We start from the raw sequence: 19,805 nt of genomic DNA on the forward strand, positions 1-19,805 counted from the left end.
CGCTGATTGTTTTTAATTTCGGAAAAGAAGTAAGATGATAAAGACTATAAATAATATTAGGATGATTATGGCAATGGCTGTCCTTTCGGTTGTCCTCTTTTCGTGTGTCAGAGAAGAGATGACGTGTGATAAGGAATTAATTGTTGTGCAACGTATCGGTGAAGGTGGCTATGTCTACACTCGTGGTACGGTAATCTCTTCGAATACCGATCTGAAAGAAGAGACTTTCGGTCTTTACAGCTCACTGACTCCCAATGCTTCTGTTCCCCAACCATACTTCAATGCAAGTGCTACGGTTAACGCCGACCTGACAGCCACCATCTCGCCGTTGCAATATTGGCCAGGATTGTTGAATGCGAGCATGAAGTTCTTCTCCTGGTATCCGTACAGTGATGCGAATGCGCCTACTGCGAGTTTCATTGATCCCGGAGAAATGGTGCTGAATTATACAGCGAATGAATCTGCCGCCAATCATGTCGATGTATTGGCGGCTATATCGGGCCCTGTATGGGTTGAAGGTGTGAATATACACTTCTACCACACATTGACCAAGGTTACCTTTACATTCAAGAAAGTAGCTCCTGTACCGAATGAGGTGACTATCGAGAAAATAGAATTCCAGAATGTAGGAAAAAGCGGTAACCTTGCGATGACTGAAATTCCGACCACCACGACGAAAAACGGCAAACCGAAGTTTGTCTGGAGCGATGTCGCCACCGGGAGGGTCGCTTCTACTCCCACCGGTAACAAAACAGTTACTGAAGATGCCACCTTGATAGGTGATACATTCCTCATGTTGCCGACCGACGCTTTCTCCGCAACCGCCAAAATCGTTGTTACCACCAACTTTGGCGATCGGGAATTCCTGTTCAGTGATATTCTCGCCAAGAATCCGCATTCTTGGGAATCGGGCGAGTACATCAACTACAATCTTACAATATCCAACGAAACCTATCAGCTTTCAGCTACCCCGCTTGAATGGACGGAAAGCCCGGTGAATGTAATTTTCGACAAGCAATATTATCTCAAATTATCGCAGACCAAGGTACAGACAGCTGGTGATGGGGTCACTGTCAATATAGAAGTGAAAACGAATTATGATGCTAATCCGGATACAGGATTTCTGCCGGGGGCGTCATTAAACAAAAGTACCATGGATACGTGGCCAACAGTTAATATGACTCAGATATCCCTTTCGGAAGGAGTGTATACGTATAATATCCAGGTTGTGATGCCCAGATTTAATTCAGGAACCGGAACTAAGCGGGAAACAGGCTTTTATATCAATGCTGGTAATTTGCGGCACCATGTACTGTTGAGCCAGTGGAGAGAAGACGGAGAGTGGCTGACCTCAAACGTAGAGTTGGACAGCAACGATAATGGAACCGGAAATATGCGACGTCGCAAGATTGTCTTTACTTCGGGCAATCCGGGAATATGGGAGTGGAAGATAACCCAGATACAAGATCCGGATAAAATTCTGCTTAACAGTGAGACAATGCTCGAAACAAGTGGCGTGAGTGGTGATGCGGTTTACTTCTACTTTAGAGCCGATGCTGTGTCCGGTGATACGGCTAGACTCATACTAACCAATACGAATGGTGATAATCTGCCAATAACGGTGACATTGACCGCACCATAATGACGAATATGCAATATCAAAGTTTAAGGAAAGGAAATAGAAATATGCAATATAAGGTTTCAATAAAAAGAAAGTGCTATCTTTTGTCTGTTCTGTTGATGACGGTATGGCTTACCGGATGCGTACAGGAAGAATTTGAGTCGACGCCTTCTCCGGCAGGAAACGGTATTCGCTTTACATTAACGGTTCCCGATGTAAACCTCCCGTCCGTATCTTCGCGTACGATGACCGGAACGGGAACAGCAAAGAAAGAAGACGAAATAGAAACGGTGGATATTCTTGTTTTTGATATGTCAAAAACGCCGGCAGTATTTCTGGAATGGGTCAGCGCTACAGGAGTTACGCAGGACTTGGCTGACAATTCCACTGTGAGTTTCTCTGCTGTGCTTTCTCCCACTACCGCATCTACCTGCATCGTGGTTGTGGCAAATAAGGAACTTGATAATATTGTGTCGGGCTTCACGAAGGGAGCGACCACCAAGGTTGAGGCAATGGAAAAGATGCTCCACACCCAAACCGGCAAATGGCTGGCAGACGGCTCGACAACCGGTGGGTATACGCGGATTCCGATGTACGGGGAGAAGGTAATAAGCAAAATCACTCCTTCGATGAATCCGATAACCGAAATTAATATGAAACGTATGCTAGCGCGTATTGATATCCGTAATAACAGTGCCACTTCGAATTTCACGGTCGAAGAGGTTTACCTGGCCAATCACAATACCACCGGATATATTGCTCCGGCATGGAACACGAACGGGCAGGTTACTGACCCGGTTCCGGATACTCCGGTTCTCCCCGCGGGTAGTGGTAAAATGACGGAAGAAGGGGATGTAATCCGTTATTCCGTAAATGGTAACACACCCTACGATGGGGAGATTTATACATTTGAATCCCTGGCGGCAGAGGATGCCGGTGGTGCGGGAGCAGACGGAGAAGCGAGCCGTAAGGATGCTACTTGCCTGATTGTGAAAGGAAGGATCGGTACGGGTGAATCGACATTTTACCGGGTGGATTTTACCAAAAACGGAAATACAGGAGAGCAGGTGGAATATTTGCCCTTGAAGCGAAACTATAAATACATCATTACCATTACTAAGGCGTTGGGTACCGGTTATAAAAGTTTTAGCGAGGCGTTGGCATCTTATACAGTCATGTCCAACCTTAAAATCCGGTTGATACACTATGACCGTGACAAAGTCAAAGATGTAGTCTACAATGGGCAATATATGCTCGGAGTGGGTGAATCGGAGGTTGCTGTAACTCAATACCAGAATAATAGTTATGCTATAGACGTTTTTACTGACAGTCCCGGAGGCTGGAAGGCCACCATTACTGCAGGGAACGACTGGCTCAAATTTGAAGGTGGAGCTGATGCGGCATCAGGCGTTGCGAATGATGATACCCAACTCAAATTGAAGATTCCATATTTTAATAATGAAAATATTGGCGTTGGGCGTAAGGCTACTGTTACGTTGACGGCAGGGCGCCTGACTCACAATATTGAAGTGACACAGTATACGATAGATCCGGGAATTATCAAATTTGTCGATGCATACGGAAATGTGTTGGAGAGAGGTCTTTTTTTTCCAATTCGAAATCCTGATGGTGACGAACTCCCTCTCGAACCGCAGACGGTGTATGTCATGTTTTCCGTGGATAGGATAGAAGGTAAGCTTTATGGCACTGGCGGTGTCAATATGGTCCAATATAATGTCGGCGGTTTGATTCCGCAATTAGACAGGACGAATGCGATACCGTTCAGTGAAAGGGTGCAGGCGTTTACCATACAGCCTAATCCGCGAAGAGCAGGCGATGGTACTGTTGAAGATGGTGCAGGCTGGTGGTGGCGTTGGGACTTTATGTTGTTCGACCTGTACGATAAGGAAGGATACCTTACTCAAGTACAATTCCCCATCAATCAGGGGGAGCTGGAGTTTTCACTCCGATATCTTTCCACTACAGTCAATAGTCGTACTTATAAAGTCAATCTGGGTGCGGAACAATACTTGCAATTGTTTGTCAATAACAATTGGGAAATTATGGATATTGAGGAATTGAATATAACGAACGATGATGGCACCGGACTGATTCGGACCGATTCGGATAATGATGTAATTATAGGTAGAAAGAATGCGGACGACAAGATGTATCTTGAGTCTATCATAGGCTATGATGACGGCAAGGGAAATGATGTGGTTGGTCATGGATACGATTTCAGGCTGAAGCTTCACCCCGGCAAGTGGAAAGAAGGAAAAAGCGGAACGATAAGAATCACGTTCAGAAATGTAATGCATACCGTGGCGGATGAAGAATTCCCGTTTTATCGTACGATTGACCTTCAGATGGTGTCCGAAACCAAATCTTACACAACTGCCGGGGAACCTCTTTTCTATCTTTATCCGCTTCGGTTTGATAATAGGAGATATTATAACGGAACTAACCAAAGTGTGGGGCGATTGGAAAATGTAGCCGATGCGGAGGATATCTGTAGGAATATAGGCGATGGTTGGCGTCTGCCTACTGCTAGTGAACTGTTGCTGTCATTTGTCTATGAAAATGCTTTGGGTGGTAATGCGATTAACAGTAATTATCATGACGGTCAGAATATATATGGGTGGTATCAAAACTGGACAGGTAACTACTGGTCTTCATCATACTATGAGGCTAAAGGCTCTACAACACGTTTTGGGATGGAAATGTCGGCAGGTTATCCGGATTCCGCACCTGTTAGTAATAATAATTATTTTCGTTGCGTAAGGGATAATACAAATAGCGGAAAGAAGTACCCTTATTTGATGGTAGAATCCTCGGGGGTCACTATTGTCTCTCGCGATGCCAGTGGAGGAACAGATCCTTTGGTGTTATTTGCTTCAGGTGAAACTCCGGATACAAGTGTCGCAATGAATAAGGTTGCTCCTAAGTTTCAGATTGAAAATTCCAGTAGTAATGGTAAAACTTGGGCGGAAGCAAAAGCGGCATGCGAAAGTAAAGGGAGTGGCTGGCGTCTACCTACTCAGCGTGAGATGTATTTAGTACTCAGTATGGGAGGGGCTGTTACCAATATCGAAAACCAAGGTTTCGGTGACTCGACTACTTGGATAGGGAACGGATTCGAGAAGATTAGTGCTGTGCACTGGACATTGACTTCACGCGATAGCAACTATTGGCTGGTCGGACATAATAATGGTGAATTCGGCGCATGGGCTACGGTAGAGTCCACAACTTGGGCTTGGTATCGTTGTGTGCGCACAATAGAATAAAAGCTAAAAGAACTGTATCAGAATGTTGTTTGTCTTCATTCTGATACAGCTCGTCTATTAAATCCTTTTCTTTTATTCCTAGAATCCACAATGTTTAGTGTGTTTTCCTTTGTTTACAACGTATTGATAACTTCCAACTGCTTTTGCAAGAAAGCAATACGCTGTGCTTCTCCACTTTCCGAAACCAGAATAGAGTGGCGCTTTAACGATTGAATCCAATTGCGTTGCATCTGGCAGATATATGAGCTTTGCGAATCCATCGAGTTGATAGAATATACCCGCAGCAGACTGACTTGGTAATCATGTTTCTCGATATAGCTGTAAGTGGCTTCGAAACTGATATTGGACAGATAGAAAGACACTTTCTTGTTTTCGCTGAACTCTCCCTTTATGGACAGATGTTCTACCACGCCAAGTAACTGAAGAAGTTCTTCTTTCAAATGCATGACATCGTCCTTGTTTATCAGATTCAGGCTGGCAAAGTACTTGATCTCTTTCACAAAAGAATAAAAGATATTTGTGTCCCAGATGAAAAACGTTTTTGGACACTGTCTTATACTTTCACTCAACTTCTTATGCACATTGACGATCCGTTCATCCACAGACATGTCTTCCAAAGAATGTGGCGTCTTTATATCTCCATTCTGATACATCCATCGGCAAAGACGGAATTTAGACAAATTCTCATAGGAAGAATAAAGTGTAAAGGGAAGGGAATTGGATGCAGTATACACCTCCGTCGTATTATCTGTTTTCACATAGTCGAAAATTTGCAGATAACGGTTGATTATTTCGTAATAACTTTCCAGCGCACTAGTGGCATGAAGTAAGTTCAGGTCGAAAGTAACTTTATTAGATACATGGCTACCGACAATCTGGTCGATAGAAATACCGAGTTTTTGAGAAAGCAGCGCTACTTCGTCTATTGTAAAAGACACCTCACCTCTCAATCTGCGATAGACAGCTTCCTTTCCCATGCATAAAATGTCAGCCAAAGTATTGGCCAGATTCATATCTTGAGGAATTCGCTCCTTCATTGTAGATATTAATTCGTTTAGAATACCATTTTTCATTGTTTGTTCCTTTAATTTTAATGTTAATAATCTTTGTGATACATTCTATGCAAAATTACGTCTTGTGTTTGAAAGATTTGTGTGGAAAAACAGAGATGAATGTATGTGTCTTTTTCTGATTGGGAATCAAACGGAAGCGGTGAGGACAGGGAATGAAAAAAAGTAGATAAGAATCTTATCTACTTTCATTTATTGGAACTGATTTTTTTTTGAAGTTCTAATCTGCGAAAATAAAATTAAAGAGCGTCAATAATTTCTCGCTGTTGCTTGAAGAATTGAATACGCTGCATTTCACCGCTTTCGGATATCAAAGTGGAGAACTTTTTCAGAGATTGAATCCATTCTTTCAAGGTACAGAAAATTTCGTTGTCCATCGTGGTAATGGAATTGATGGAATAAATACGTATGAGGCTTAGTTGCAGGTTATTGGTGTCTACATAGCTATATGTTGCCTCGAAGTTGATATTCGACACATAGATGCGTACACGATTGCCATCGGCTGTCTTGCCATTGATAGCCAGTTTTTCCAGTTCGTCCGCCAATAAGAATAATTCATTTTTGATTTCTTCTTTTGTTTCGTCGGAAATGAGATGGATGCTGGCGAAGTATTGGATATCGTTGATTAGGTGTTGGAAAATCATATTATCCCATATATAGTCTATGGAGTGGATATGACGTGTCATTGCTACATAGTCTTTCTGGATATTGACCAGTTTCGGTGGAATATCCAACTCTTCGAAACTCTTGCAATCAATATATTTATTCTGGTACATCCATTTGAATAAACGGAATTTTGCCAGAAGTTCATGTTTCAGATAGAGAGTCTGGGGAATAATGTTGGCAGAAGTTCCCATTACAGAATTCGGGTCATCCGGCATCGTATTGATCAGCGAGACATATTTTTCAAGGATATTGTAGTAACTCTCGAACGGGTCATCATAATCTACAATGTTTATATTGAACATGGCGTTCGATTTGAAACTTAGTCCTATAATCTTGTCTAGCGATATACCCAGTTTTCTTGAAATAAGGGCTGACTCTTGTAAGGTGAAAGGTACTTCACCGCGCAATCTTCTGTATACTGCCTCTTTTCCTATGTATAGCGTGTCCATTAACATATCTGCCAGTTGTCCTTTGAGCGGAAGCTTTTCTTTCATCGCTTCTATCAGGTTTGCATTTGGATTATTTGTCATCATAATAGTTCTAATAAATAATACTTTTCTATTATAAACATTTGTCAGTGGCAAGTTGTTTCGGAAATTGAAACTATTTAAATCTGCTTTTTTTTAAAATATCCTCTCCGAAAATTGTTTATTTTAAGCAAATCGGTTACATTTGTGACCATAAACAAAACGAAGAGACAGCGTCTCTTTAGTAAACAATAGAAATATTTAGAATGAAAAGAATATTGGTAAGTGGCGGAGCCGGTTTTATAGGCTCTCATCTCTGTACACGGCTTATAAACGAAGGTCACGACGTGATATGCCTGGATAATTTTTTTACGGGTTCGAAAGATAATATCATTCACTTGATGGATAATCATCATTTTGAGGTGGTGAGGCATGATGTCACTTATCCTTATTCGGCTGAAGTAGATGAAATCTATAATTTGGCCTGTCCTGCATCTCCTATTCATTATCAACATGACCCGATTCAAACTGCCAAAACATCTGTGATGGGGGCTATTAATATGCTGGGATTGGCAATGAGACTGGATGCCAAGATTCTGCAAGCTTCTACGAGCGAGGTATATGGAGATCCAATCGTTCATCCGCAACCGGAAAGCTATTGGGGAAATGTGAATCCGGTGGGGTACCGGTCTTGCTATGATGAGGGAAAGCGTTGTGCAGAAACGTTATTTATGGATTATCACCGTCAGAACAATGTGCGTGTGAAGATTATCCGTATTTTTAATACGTATGGTCCGCGAATGTTGCCGAATGACGGACGGGTTGTTTCTAATTTTATTCTTCAAGCGTTGAATAATGAAGATATAACGATATATGGTGATGGGAAGCAGACACGCAGCTTCCAGTATATTGATGATTTGATTGAAGGAATGATAAGAATGATGAATACGGAGGACGAGTTTACAGGTCCTATAAACCTGGGGAATCCGAATGAATTTCCGGTATTGGAATTGGCGGAAAGGATCATTAGTATGACCGGTTCATCTTCGAAGATTGTATTTAAGTCTTTACCGGATGATGATCCGAAGCAACGCCAACCGGATATTACATTGGCTAAAGAGAAATTGGGCTGGCAGCCTACTGTTGAACTTGAAGAGGGGCTGAAGCGTATGATTGAATATTTTAAAAATGTCTGAAGCATAAAAAAAGAAAATTATGAATATGGAAATTAATCCTTCTGAATATAAAGTCCTTATTGTGGACGATGTAATATCAAACGTCCTTTTATTAAAGGTACTTTTGACCAACGAGAAATTCAAAATTGTGACTGCCGGTAATGGAACACAGGCGTTGGAACAAGTGAAGAAGGAAAATCCGGATCTTGTATTACTGGATGTAATGATGCCGGATATCAGTGGCTTTGAGGTAGCTCAACAAATGAAAGCAGACCCCGAAATGGCTGAAATTCCCATTATCTTCCTGACTGCTCTAAATAGTACGGCGGATATCGTAAAAGGATTTCAGGTGGGTGGTAATGACTTTATTTCAAAGCCATTCAATAAAGAAGAATTGATTATTCGTGTGACGCACCAGATTTCGTTGGTTGCAGCGAAAAGAATCATTGTTGCACAAACGGAAGAGTTGCGTAAGACGATCATGGGACGCGACAAACTCTATTCTGTGATTGCACATGACTTGCGTTCACCAATGGGATCTATCAAGATGGTATTGAATATGCTGATTCTGAATCTGCCAAGCGAAACAATTGGTGATGAGATGTATGAATTGCTGACAATGGCTAATCAGACAACAGAAGATGTATTCTCATTGCTTGATAATCTGCTGAAATGGACGAAGAGCCAGATTGGTAAACTGAAAGTGGTTTATCAGGATATTAATATGGTGGAAGTCGTAGAGGGCGTAAGTGAAATCTTTACGATGGTGGCCAGTCTGAAAAATATTAAGATAGTACAAGATGTGCCTGTAGAGAATGTGGCTGTTCGTGCTGATATTGACATGATTAAGACGGTGATTCGTAATTTAATCAGTAATGCGATTAAGTTTAGCAATGAAGGTTCGGAAGTAGTGGTGTCACTGGCAGAAGAAGACGGTATGGCAATCGTAAGTGTGAAAGACAGTGGTTGCGGTATTGATGACGAAAATCAGAAGAAGTTGCTGCATACCGATACTCATTTCAGTACCTTTGGTACAAACAATGAAGAAGGTTCGGGACTCGGATTGTTATTGTGTCAGGACTTTGTTGTCAAAAATGGCGGTAAACTTTGGTTTACTTCAAAGAAGGGAGACGGGTCTACATTTAGTTTCTCAATTCCATTGTTGGAGAAATAAGATAACTATAGATAATACGACTAGAAATAATAAGGGCACGGTTTGCATGAATATGTAAATCGTGCCCTTATTTAATTGGTATATTCTATTTTCGGTTTATCGTTTGCAGATAGCCTTAAAATCGCAATACGAACATTTTTTAGTATCTTCTGTCTGCGTAAAAGGCTCTTCTTCGCTGAATATTTCTTCTAATAATGTTTGCAGGCGTTCACGGAATTCATCTTCAAAGAAAGCGAAGTTGTTTACCGGTATTTTCGGTTTACGAGGTTCTCCCATTTCAATAACAGGCGAATAGTTTTCCGATGCTGCCCGGTGGATGTAGAGCAGAGCAGGAGCTACCATTAACGATTGTTGCCGGCTCATGATAGCAGCATACAGAAAAGTCTGGAAGATATAGTTCGGGCGTGTTTCCGATGGGGTGAACAGTTGCTTGATATTAGCAGGTATTTTAGGGCTTCCTCCTGTTTTGTAGTCAACAATCCGCAGGGTACTTTCTTTTGCATCCATACGGTCGATTGTGCCACCCAGACGGAGAGTGAACGGTCCTTGTCCTGTTTGTATAGTAATCTCTTCTGAAACTTTCTTTTCCATAGCGACCATTTCGAAAGGAGTATATTGAAGGTCGTTACGCAGCAATTGTTTCAGATAGGAAACAATTACTTTAGAGTTGATAAGTTGTATACCATTATATTCGGGTTTTTCTTCGGGAGAAACTTTGAATAATTCTTTTTTGAAGGCTTGGTCAACGTAGCTTTGTAGCTTCACGTCATTGCGTAATAAGCGTTCAAGATCTTCTTTCTGTATCGTTTTTCCGGTTGCAGTCAGGTCGGTGTATGCTAATTGGGCGGAGAGGTGGAAAATGGTTCCGAATAGAGCGGAATCAATTTCAGCACTCACTTCGTCCGGTGTTTTCAAGCCCGCTACATAGCGGTAGTAGAATCTCAACCGGCAATCCAGATAAGCATTAAGGGCGGAAGGAGAGAGAACCAGTGAATTTGGATGAGTGCTATCGTAAGCACGATAGATTCGTCTTAGTACTTCAGGTGTTTTTTCTACTCGTATCTCTTGGGTACTTTGCGGAGATTGTCCGGCTTCCAGATACTCGCGAGTGATATCGTGCGGACCTTCTACCAGTAATTGCAGCATAAAGCGGGATTCTTCTCCACGATTCAGGCCATCCGAAGAAGTATTGTAGAGTAGAGTGATATTCTCTGCCCGTTGTATCAGGCGATAAAAGTAGTAGGCATATACTGCGTTTTTATGTTCGATAGTGGTCATACCGAAAGCTTTCCTCAGATTATAGGGAATAAAAGAAGACTCTCCTCCGGATTTGGGTAATTGCCCCTCGTTGAGAGATAGCATGATAAGATTCCGGAAGTCCAGATTACGTGTTTCCAGTACTCCCATGACTTGCATTCCGATAGCAGGTTCTCCGTGAAATGGTATGTTGGAAGATGTCAGTACTTTGGTTATCAGTCGTTTTAGCGTATCTGTGCGTATGCTTAGTTCTCCGCTTTCAATCAAACTATAGAGACGATTGATTTTCGTATGGCTTTGAAAGAGGGATTCTCTATAAAGTTGGTTGAAAATATCATTATACTCTCCTTCTTTCCGATAAATGGTTGAAATGTTTTTGATTAATTCGATCAGATAATCGCATAGTTCTTTTATACCATTACGGGGAGTGAAGAGGGTAGTTAGAAAATCATCCTGTTTAAGTTCTGACGGAAGTGGATAAAAACGGTTTGTTTGGGTCAGTTCACGTTCCAGGGGACCGGCATGGGATGATAATTGCTGGGTATAGGGATGCTTCAATATGGCGGATACTGCCTCGTAAGTGAATCGGCCGGTATCGGAGCGGTAACCATTGGTTTGCAGTTCCATTACGGCATTGATAAAGCTATAAACAGGAGTTTGAGCCAATGGGAATCCCATGGTGATATTGACATTCTTCACTTCCTGCGGAATGGAATGAAGTACGGGAAGCAACAGAGCTTCATTACAAAGCACTACAGCATTTTCTTTTTCCTTTTCTACGGTAATTTGTGAATGATCGTTTGTTATCGCCTTAATCCATCCGGGAAGGAAACGTGCTTGGGCATTCTCGGTAGAAGCGGAAATATAACGTATTTTCTTCGGTTCTTTAAAGGTGTTGAAAAAGCTTTCCGGGAGTTCGTTCGGAAATTCCTCGAGATTACGTTTCAGGAATTCTCCGGCCTCATGTTTTTTGATTTGTTGGGTGTAGAAGATATCATAGTCCCAATAGAAGAGTGCCTTGCCCGCATCTTTCAGTTTTCTGAAAAAGTCACTTTCTACTTTGTTCAAAACATTGAACCCGACAAATATGTATTTGTCGTATTTGAGTTGGTCGGTATCGAGTTGTTCGATCACGTTCCGGTAGAGCATGCCTTCGTAAGCAATGCCTAACTCTGTCAGGTTCGCACGGTAACGATGGTAGATAGTACCTAGCTTGTCCCAAAGGGAAATAAATTTTTCTTTTAGTTCGGTCCGTTTTTCAATGGAGAAATTCTGAAAAAACTGTTGTATGGCTTCTTCCTGCTCTTTGTCAAGGAATTCATAGTCATCCATCAGATTTTTCAAATCTTGTAGATTACTGAATAATTTGTCGGCATCGACCATATTCTTATCTACATCATCAAAATCACTAATCAACAATTCGCCCCAGAAGTAGAAATCGTCCAATGTTTCCTGACTCCGTGTTTCCTCTTTGAACACTTTATAAAGTTCGCAGACCAATCGAATAGGATCGCCGCTTTTCTGTACGGATAGTTTCTGAAACAGGTCGCTGATACTCATGGCAGCTGGTGACCAGATCGGTTTATCGGATTCTCCTGCTAAATATTCATTGAAGAACAAGTTAGCACGTTTATTAGGGAAAACGAGTACCGTACGTGACAGGTCGTTTCCTATCTTGGTATATAAATCATGAGCGACTAGTTGGAGAAATGATTGCATATTGATTAAACTATTTTTCTGATTCTTGTATTTATTGTAATCGGAACATAACAGGAACGGTGAAATAAACGGCAACTTTAGTACCATCTTCCAATTCTCCCGGTTTCCATTTAGGCATTTGATTAATGACACGTAAAGCTTCTTTGTCTAGATAAGGATCTACGCCGCGTACAACTTTTGGTTTGACTATATTTCCTTCCTTATCAACGATGAACTGAATAATAGTACGCCCCTGTACACCATTACCTCCTAATCCTGCATTAGGGTGTTGAATCTTTTTTGCAAGAAATACCATGAGAGCTTTCTGTCCTCCAGGAAATTCGGGCATAACAGCTACTTCCTCATAAACGTCAGGATAGTTTATACGAGTATAAGTGATTCTCAATTCCGGGCCATACATCGCACTGAATGAAAGCATCAGATTGTATGTCACTTGTACTGTCTCATTTGCCAATATGCCGGGTGTCCAACGAGGAATGAGAGACATGACCCTTAATATTTCAGCTTCAACTTTGGGGTGTATCTTGCGGGTAATCTTAGGGTTGATAACTTGTCCGTCATAATCTATAGTGAATTTTACATCAGTGTATGTATTATTAGCAATACTATCTATTTCTGAATAACGAAGATTTTCTTTCAGAAATTCTATAAATTTTTCTGTTCCTCCGGGAAATTCCGGTAGCTTTTCCGGACCATAAAAGGGGGCTTCCCCTTTCATGTCTTTTTCTTGTATCAGGCTGTCAGCAGTAATGGTCCAATTCATTTTAGGGCATTGCAGTGTTTCTGCGTCCAATGAAGTAGGAGGTATTATTGTAAGTATACCAGTTGATAGTCCAAACAGAGTGATGGCCTTACCTACACGGCGTTTTCGTTCAAGCTGTTGCTCCAAATATCGAACTTCAGCTTCGCATTTGGGGCAAGTACCCAAACAATCTCCCTGATACTGACATTCAGAGGTAATGAATTCAATATCATTCGCTTCGGCTATCTGCCGACGAATCTCTTTTAAGATTTTACAGGTTTGTTTTCCTCTTGCCATGGCATTAATCATTAGGGGTTTTATAGGTGAATCGGTCGAATTGGGTGATTCCCATTTCTTTCAAAAGTTCTATGCTTTGGTCAATATCCTTCTCCGTATTATAGGAAGGGATGAGTGGTGTCCGGATAACGATTTGCTTGGCTTTGTCTTTCCCGATTAAATATCGCAAATTACTTAAGACGTTTTCATTATTCTTTCCGGTATATCGCTGATAGATGTTATTATTCATATCTTTGATGTCGACTATGTAATTGTCTATAATAGAAATCAGTTCTTCTACATTCTGTTGCGGAACATTGAGAGAGGTTTCGACAGTGATTCTCCATTCTGGGCCACAGAGTTGGCGGAATTGCCTGATAAATTCGCTTTGTAACAAAGGTTCTCCACCGCCAAATGTGACTCCTCCGCAACTCGCCAGGAAATAAAGTTCATCTTTGCGTACTTCCTCGTAGAGCTGGTTACAATCATAGCTCTCCCAAACACCATCGGGCTGCAAAGATGTCGGATTGAGACAATATTTGCAACGCAACGGACAGCCATGGAAAGCAACTAATGTTGTAACTCCTTCACCGTCAATCGTTAGTCGATGACGGGCAATGCCGATGAGAGGAACAGCTTTCATACTTTTTCTATTTTTTCTTCATCCACATACCACAAGTAGCCGGTGATATTTTTATATCCCATCTTGGTAAGAAGTTGCATATATCCTTTCACTTGTTTGTTATATTTAGGATTTTCCTTACCAAACTTGAAATCGACTACAACAACCTGATCGTCCTTCATCATTACACGATCCGGACGACGGGTTTGCAGAACTCCTTTTTCTTTATAGATAATAGCACATTCATTAAAGAGTGTCCATTTTCCGGAATACCAATCTTGAATTTCAGGAGAAGAAAAAGCTTTCTTTGCAACTTCACGAGCCACTTTTTCTTTCTCATCATTTCTGATAACTCCTTCAAAAATAAGCCGTTCAATGGCTGGATCGATATCTTCTGCAGTTTCGATGACAGAAAATAAAGTATGTAACATACGTCCGCGGTTGATAAAGCGGTCGTCCGAATCTTCTTCTTCAATGCCCTGAATGAAGTCAGCAGAGCGGTTGGACTGACGAAATTCAATATCATGCCGCATGGATTCCATCCGAATAGAGAGTTTCTCTGGTTTCTGGGTTAGCTTGTTTGTGGATGTCTTGATTCTTTCTTTTTCGGAAGGGCATAGTTGTCCTTGCTCGTAACAGTCTTCTTCCCAGTCAATCCCTTCTTCTTGGGCTACTATCGGTAGGGTGTTTGCCAATAGTTCGGACATGGTACCTTTTTGACTTTTTCTACTCCAGATAATGAGATTTTTTCCAGCGCGGGTAAAAGCAACGTATAGTAGATTGAGATTATCTACCCAAAGTTGAAGACGTTCTTGCAGGTAGTCGTTACCATAAATCGATTCAGCCATTTGGGTGGAATAGTTAATAGGAAGAATATCCAATGTATTGAATGGTGCTGTTTGCGGGGCACACCATACTAGCTGATTATTGGTTTCATTCTCCAGTTTCCAGTCGCAGAAAGGAAGGAGTACGGTATGGAATTCCAATCCTTTGGATTTGTGTATGGAGAAAATCCGGATACCTTCTACTTCTCCACTCGGAATTGTTTTACTGCATAATGTTTCGTCCCAATACCGGATGAATCCGTCTAGCTCGGAAGAGTTGCTTTGCAGATAATCGGTCACCGCATCAAAGAAAGCGAATAAATAAGCATCCTGATCTTTGATAAGATTCATCTCGAATATGCTGAAAAGTTCTTCTAAAAGCTCATAAAGAGGCATTAGCCTTAGTTCCTTTGTCTTTTCAAGAAAAGCGGCGGGAAGATAATTCTCGGCAGGGAGGAGTAGGAGAGTATTCCAATCCAGTCCTTTCTGTAAAACCTCGTTTTGATAGGCTACGGCCAGTTGGGCACGTGCTATTTTATTATTTTCATCGGAAAGGAATCGCAGTGCATCCAGCATCATACAAATGGCAAGAGAGGCGTCAAGGCGGAAGGCTTCGTCTGATACCACTTTATAGTGTAGCTCCTTATCGAAGTAGTCGGCGATTCGGGGAATACTTTTATTTTTTCGTACCAGGATGGCTATATCATTCAGTCGTACTCCGGAGGTGAGGAGATGTTGCACTTCTTCTCCCAGACTGATTAATGTCTGTTCGGTATAACCATGTTCTTCGTCGGGTTCGAGAAAAGAGACTTTTACATATCCTTTTTCTGTACTTCGGGGAGATTCCTGCACAACGTCGGCATAGGCTTTCTGCAGATCCTCACAATCCTTGCCTAACTGTTGCTTATATACTCCGTTCAGATAGTTGGCGGCAGCTGTGAAGATTTGGTTATTAAACCGGATAACATTGGTTTCACTTCTCCGGTTGGTAGCTAATGTCTTGACGCGGATCGGGAAATGTTCGATGTGATTATTCAGGCTGTTGAGAATTCCCCAATCGCCATTTCGCCAACGATAAATGGATTGTTTAACGTCTCCTACAATCAAACTGTCTGCTCCTTGAGACAATCCTTCCAGTAAGAGCAATTTGAAATTTCCCCATTGCATCCGGCTGGTATCCTGAAACTCATCTATCATGACGTTATGGATATTCGTTCCTATCTTTTCGAATACAAAAGAGGAGTCACCGTCTTTCACCAGTTGATGGAGCAGGGCATTCGTATCTGATAATAGAAAACGATTGTTGTCGTGATTCAACTGACGTACTTCTTCATCGATATTGGCGAGGAGTTGCACTTTGTTGAGATGTTGCAGGGATAATCGGCAACTATTCAGTAACAAATTATTCTTGGAACGTAACTTTTCAGCATCTTCCAGAATTTGCATGAGACTAGAGTTGGCTAAATTAATGATGTCCGCGTAGCGGGGAGAAGTCTTGGTTGCCCAGTTCTTTGCGTCTTCCAGACATTTTTCTACTGTAGCATTACGGATATCATTGCCTAAAATACCATTATTAAGTTTACGAAAATAACTTCCGATTCCGCGTGAACCGTTTTTCAGATCATCAGCAGTCAGTGCGTGTCCATCCAGTTCTCCTTCGAATTGGTCGTAGAATCCTTTCATTTGCTCCAGAATTTCCGTTTTCAGCGCTTTCAGTTGCTTGCGATACTCTTTGATGGTATCAGGGTTTCGTAACCGTTGCCGGAGTCCTTCTCCCTTTTCAATATAACCTTCATCGAAAATATTGCGTCCGAAACTTTTTACTTCGTCCGACACGTTCCAACGTTTATCGTCGGCAATTCGTTCGTTGATATAATCGAGTAACCATGCGAGAACGGGAGAAGTGGGTCCTAGTTTCTCAATCATGCTATCTACAGCGTCACTAAGAACTTCGGTGTTATTTAACTCAATATTCAGATTCGGGCTAAGTTCCAGTTCCCGTGCGAGATTGCGCATGACAGATTGAAAAAATGAGTCGATAGTCTCTACCCTGAACCGGCTGTAATCATGCAGCATATAGCTAAGGGCGACGCCTGCCGCTTCCCGTATCTCCTGTTCGGTTTTTCCTGTCTCTTCTTTAATTCGGTTGAGGTAGGCTTCGGAATCTTTATCGCCTATCTGTATGCCGTAAAGCTGACTAAGAATGCGTTCTTTCATTTCTGCAGTTGCCTTATTGGTAAAGGTGACAGCGAGAATTTGCCGGTAGGCGCGGGGATTGAGAATTAACAGTTTGATATATTCCACTGCCAGGGTAAATGTCTTACCCGAACCTGCGGAGGCTTTATAGACTAAAAGTTCACTCATGTTTCTGTTTATGGGATATATTCGATTTTAGCAACAATGACCCGTATGTCCTCCGGTTCTTTCCCTGCCTTTACCAATGCCTGATGAAAGTTTTTGGGGAAGAACATGAAGAATGTATCCGGAGTGGAATCTACATATTTTATTTTCTTGGCTTTGTAGAAAGTAACATCCGGTTTGTATTCAGTGATAGGCTCTGCATATTCTGCTGAAGTAATTCCGAAACGTTCGGTGCCTTTCACTACATATTGCAGATCAATACCATGGCGGTGTGCTTCAATTTTACGTTTACTGACATCTTGTGTTGTTGCATCCTGTACATTGATGTAACAATGTTCGCCATCCACTTCATATCGTCCGGCAGGCATATTCGCAAGGTCGTGGGTAGCTAGCCATTGGAAAGTCTTGTCCCACACTTTCTGGTTCTTATGATATTGTGACGCAAATTCCTGATAATCGGTTGTTTTATGAGGCATTGCCTTCAGTCCGTTTGCCCATTCTTGTTTTTGTGTCCATTGACGGGCTTGTTTAAGAGTCCAGTTATCAGCGGATTCTTGTGAACACACGTTTTCAGTGAAGAAGAAAAGAAAAAGTCCGATAAACAGGCTTGAACTACTAAATACAAATTTTGATTTCATGATTGTTCGAAAAAATTAGGTCCGAAAATAAGTATGAATAAAGGTAGATAGTCTTTTAAAGCTACTCGCAATAACTTTAAGGCTTGTCCAATCCTGTAATTAATCGTTTGTGGAGATACATTCAGCTTCTCGGCAATTTCTTTATGCGTCAGATGTTGATTGCGGTTCATCTCGTAAGCTTCGAGATATTCTTTCGGAAGTTTTTTTAGTGCTTCTTCATATAAACGGAAAAGCTCATCACTCAAATAGAAGTCCGGGTTATTGAACTCACTATCATATTTATCAACGATTTCCTGATGAACTTTTCGTTTGATCTCAAAATGGGAAAGACGGTTGAGAGCTTTGTTCTTGACAATCGTAAAAAGAAGTGTTTTGAGTGTCAACTCTTCCATAAGAGTGCAACGATTTTCCCACAGCCACATCATCGTTTCTTGTACAATCTCCTCTATTTCTTCCTGCTCACCTACATACTGGGAACAAAAAGCACATAGCCTACGGAAATAATGTCTGTAGACGACGTCAAAAACTTTTTCTTCTCCTGCTTTTAGGGCAGTGATAACGGACTTATTATTATTAATATCCAAATATATCGGAGATTGTGACATTCTCTTTTAATTTATGTAAGACAAAAATAATGAAAGAAGTAGATAAATGAAATAAAAATGCGAGAAAAAATATTTTTTTCTTTTTCTCTTTAGTATATTTGTGCTCACAACTGTATTACTACAAAGGTATTATAGTTTTTTTTGTAAAAAGATAAAAGAGCATGGATGAAACTATCTTGGTGAATTACCTGCAAGGTGAATGTAATGATGAAGAAGCTGCTCGGGTGGAAGCTTGGTGCGAGGAAGGGCCGGAAAACCGGAAAACTTTGGAGCAACTTTATTACACTCTCTTTGTAGGTGAGCGTATAGCGGTGATGAATACTGTAGATACAGAGGCGTCATTGGATCAATTTAAATCAGCTATCAGAGAAAAGGAGAAAAAGGCTAAGCGGAAAAGTATTTCAATCCGTTGGGGACGTTATGCTACTGTGGCGGCTGCTTTTCTTACCGGACTCGTTTTTGCCGGTGGAATTGCCTGGGGATTACTTTCTAATAAGCTTTCGGATTATGAGGTGATAACTGCTGCCGGACAGAGAGCGCAGACTGTGTTGCCGGATGGTAGTAAGGTATGGCTGAATGCATCTTCAAAAATAGTTTATCATAATTCTTTATGGAGTTCGGATCGTCAAATCGATTTGTCGGGTGAAGCCTATTTTGAAGTGTCTCATGATAAACATGCTCCATTTATAGTAAATAGTAAGCAAATCAAGACTTGTGTGCTTGGTACGAAATTTAATGTGCGTGCACGCCAAGATGAGAATAGGGTAGTGACTACCTTGCTTCAAGGACTGGTACGGGTAGATTCTCCGCGAACGGAAGAGAATGGTTATTTGTTGAAACCGGGACAGACATTGAATGTAAATACGGATACTTATCAAGCAGAGTTAATTGAATATAACCAACCTACAGATGTGCTTCTCTGGATTAATGGCAAGTTGGAATTTAAGCAACAGTCTTTATTGGAAATAACCAATATTATGGAGAAGTTGTACGACATCAAATTTATCTATAAGGATGAAGCATTGAAATCAGAACGGTTTACCGGTGAATTCTCTACTGATAGCACTGCTGATGAGATACTGAATGTATTAATGCATACCAATCATTTCTCTTATAAGAAAGACGGACGGATTGTCCGAGTGATGAAGAAATAAGAGATAGGTTAGTGTTTCTAAAAGGCTGTCTAATTAGATCTTGACAGATTAAGGTTTGTTCGTTATATAAAGATGTGAAGTGCTCCCAAAAGTTAGATACATAACTTTCTGGGGGCATTTCACATATATGTAGTGGCAAACTGATTGGAA

13 protein-coding genes are annotated in these 19,805 nt (G+C 41.3%); 5 read left to right on the forward strand and 8 right to left on the reverse strand.

The features are described from left to right. Positions 1–34 precede the first annotated feature (34 nt). Together N5O98_RS01335 and N5O98_RS01340 are read left to right on the forward strand one after the other, a co-directional pair. Positions 35–1,642, forward strand: coding sequence for a fimbrillin family protein (locus N5O98_RS01335; protein ID WP_118160970.1), 1,608 nt, complete (start codon positions 35–37; stop codon positions 1,640–1,642). Between the two features lie 44 nt (positions 1,643–1,686). Then, positions 1,687–4,905, forward strand: a complete 3,219-nt coding sequence (locus tag N5O98_RS01340) for a fimbrial protein (protein WP_115484196.1) — start codon at positions 1,687–1,689, stop codon at positions 4,903–4,905. 113 nt (positions 4,906–5,018) lie between these two features. Here N5O98_RS01340 and N5O98_RS01345 read toward each other — a convergent pair whose 3' ends face one another. Next, positions 5,019–5,978, reverse strand: a complete 960-nt coding sequence (locus tag N5O98_RS01345) for a hypothetical protein (RefSeq protein WP_004306253.1) — start codon at positions 5,976–5,978, stop codon at positions 5,019–5,021. Positions 5,979–6,214: 236 nt separating this feature from the next. Further along, on the reverse strand, positions 6,215–7,174 hold the full coding sequence (locus N5O98_RS01350) for a hypothetical protein (protein ID WP_022199371.1): 960 nt from the start codon (positions 7,172–7,174) through the stop codon (positions 6,215–6,217). Between the two features lie 200 nt (positions 7,175–7,374). On the opposite strand from N5O98_RS01350, the gene N5O98_RS01355 reads away from it, so the two are divergent. Together N5O98_RS01355 and N5O98_RS01360 are read left to right on the forward strand one after the other, a co-directional pair. Then, complete coding sequence (locus N5O98_RS01355) at positions 7,375–8,304, forward strand: UDP-glucuronic acid decarboxylase family protein (RefSeq protein WP_004300450.1); 930 nt, start codon at positions 7,375–7,377, stop codon at positions 8,302–8,304. A 19-nt stretch (positions 8,305–8,323) separates the two neighbouring features. After that, the gene (locus N5O98_RS01360) at positions 8,324–9,457 is read left to right on the forward strand and encodes a hybrid sensor histidine kinase/response regulator (RefSeq protein WP_004300451.1); all 1,134 of its coding nucleotides are present in this window, start codon (positions 8,324–8,326) and stop codon (positions 9,455–9,457) included. Between the two features lie 96 nt (positions 9,458–9,553). Here the strand turns inward: N5O98_RS01360 and N5O98_RS01365 are convergent, their stop codons facing one another. From N5O98_RS01365 to N5O98_RS01390, 6 genes are read right to left on the reverse strand one after another with little or no spacing between them, the layout of a single operon-like run. Beyond that, complete coding sequence (locus N5O98_RS01365; protein ID WP_022199372.1) at positions 9,554–12,433, reverse strand: PD-(D/E)XK nuclease family protein; 2,880 nt, start codon at positions 12,431–12,433, stop codon at positions 9,554–9,556. A 31-nt stretch (positions 12,434–12,464) separates the two neighbouring features. After that, positions 12,465–13,472, reverse strand: a complete 1,008-nt coding sequence (locus N5O98_RS01370; protein WP_022199373.1) for an energy transducer TonB — start codon at positions 13,470–13,472, stop codon at positions 12,465–12,467. Between the two features lie 4 nt (positions 13,473–13,476). Continuing rightward, positions 13,477–14,094, reverse strand: a complete 618-nt coding sequence (locus tag N5O98_RS01375) for a radical SAM protein (protein WP_004300454.1) — start codon at positions 14,092–14,094, stop codon at positions 13,477–13,479. Beyond that, positions 14,091–17,261, reverse strand: a complete 3,171-nt coding sequence (locus tag N5O98_RS01380) for a UvrD-helicase domain-containing protein (protein WP_022199374.1) — start codon at positions 17,259–17,261, stop codon at positions 14,091–14,093. Before N5O98_RS01380 ends, N5O98_RS01375 begins: the two co-directional genes overlap by 4 nt. Before the next feature lie 8 nt (positions 17,262–17,269). Further along, the gene (locus N5O98_RS01385) at positions 17,270–17,896 is read right to left on the reverse strand and encodes a YhcH/YjgK/YiaL family protein (RefSeq protein ID WP_004308167.1); all 627 of its coding nucleotides are present in this window, start codon (positions 17,894–17,896) and stop codon (positions 17,270–17,272) included. Further along, positions 17,893–18,501: an RNA polymerase sigma-70 factor gene (locus tag N5O98_RS01390; protein WP_004300457.1), complete on the reverse strand. Its 609-nt coding sequence runs from the start codon at positions 18,499–18,501 to the stop codon at positions 17,893–17,895. Before N5O98_RS01390 ends, N5O98_RS01385 begins: the two co-directional genes overlap by 4 nt. 161 nt (positions 18,502–18,662) lie before the next feature. Here N5O98_RS01390 and N5O98_RS01395 point away from each other — a divergent pair, with 161 nt between their 5' ends. Next, positions 18,663–19,655: a FecR family protein gene (locus tag N5O98_RS01395; RefSeq protein ID WP_004306246.1), complete on the forward strand. Its 993-nt coding sequence runs from the start codon at positions 18,663–18,665 to the stop codon at positions 19,653–19,655. Positions 19,656–19,805 lie beyond the last annotated feature (150 nt).

The organism is Bacteroides sp. LFL-34, assembly GCF_027257075.1.
In the GTDB taxonomy this organism is placed as follows: domain Bacteria; phylum Bacteroidota; class Bacteroidia; order Bacteroidales; family Bacteroidaceae; genus Bacteroides; species Bacteroides ovatus.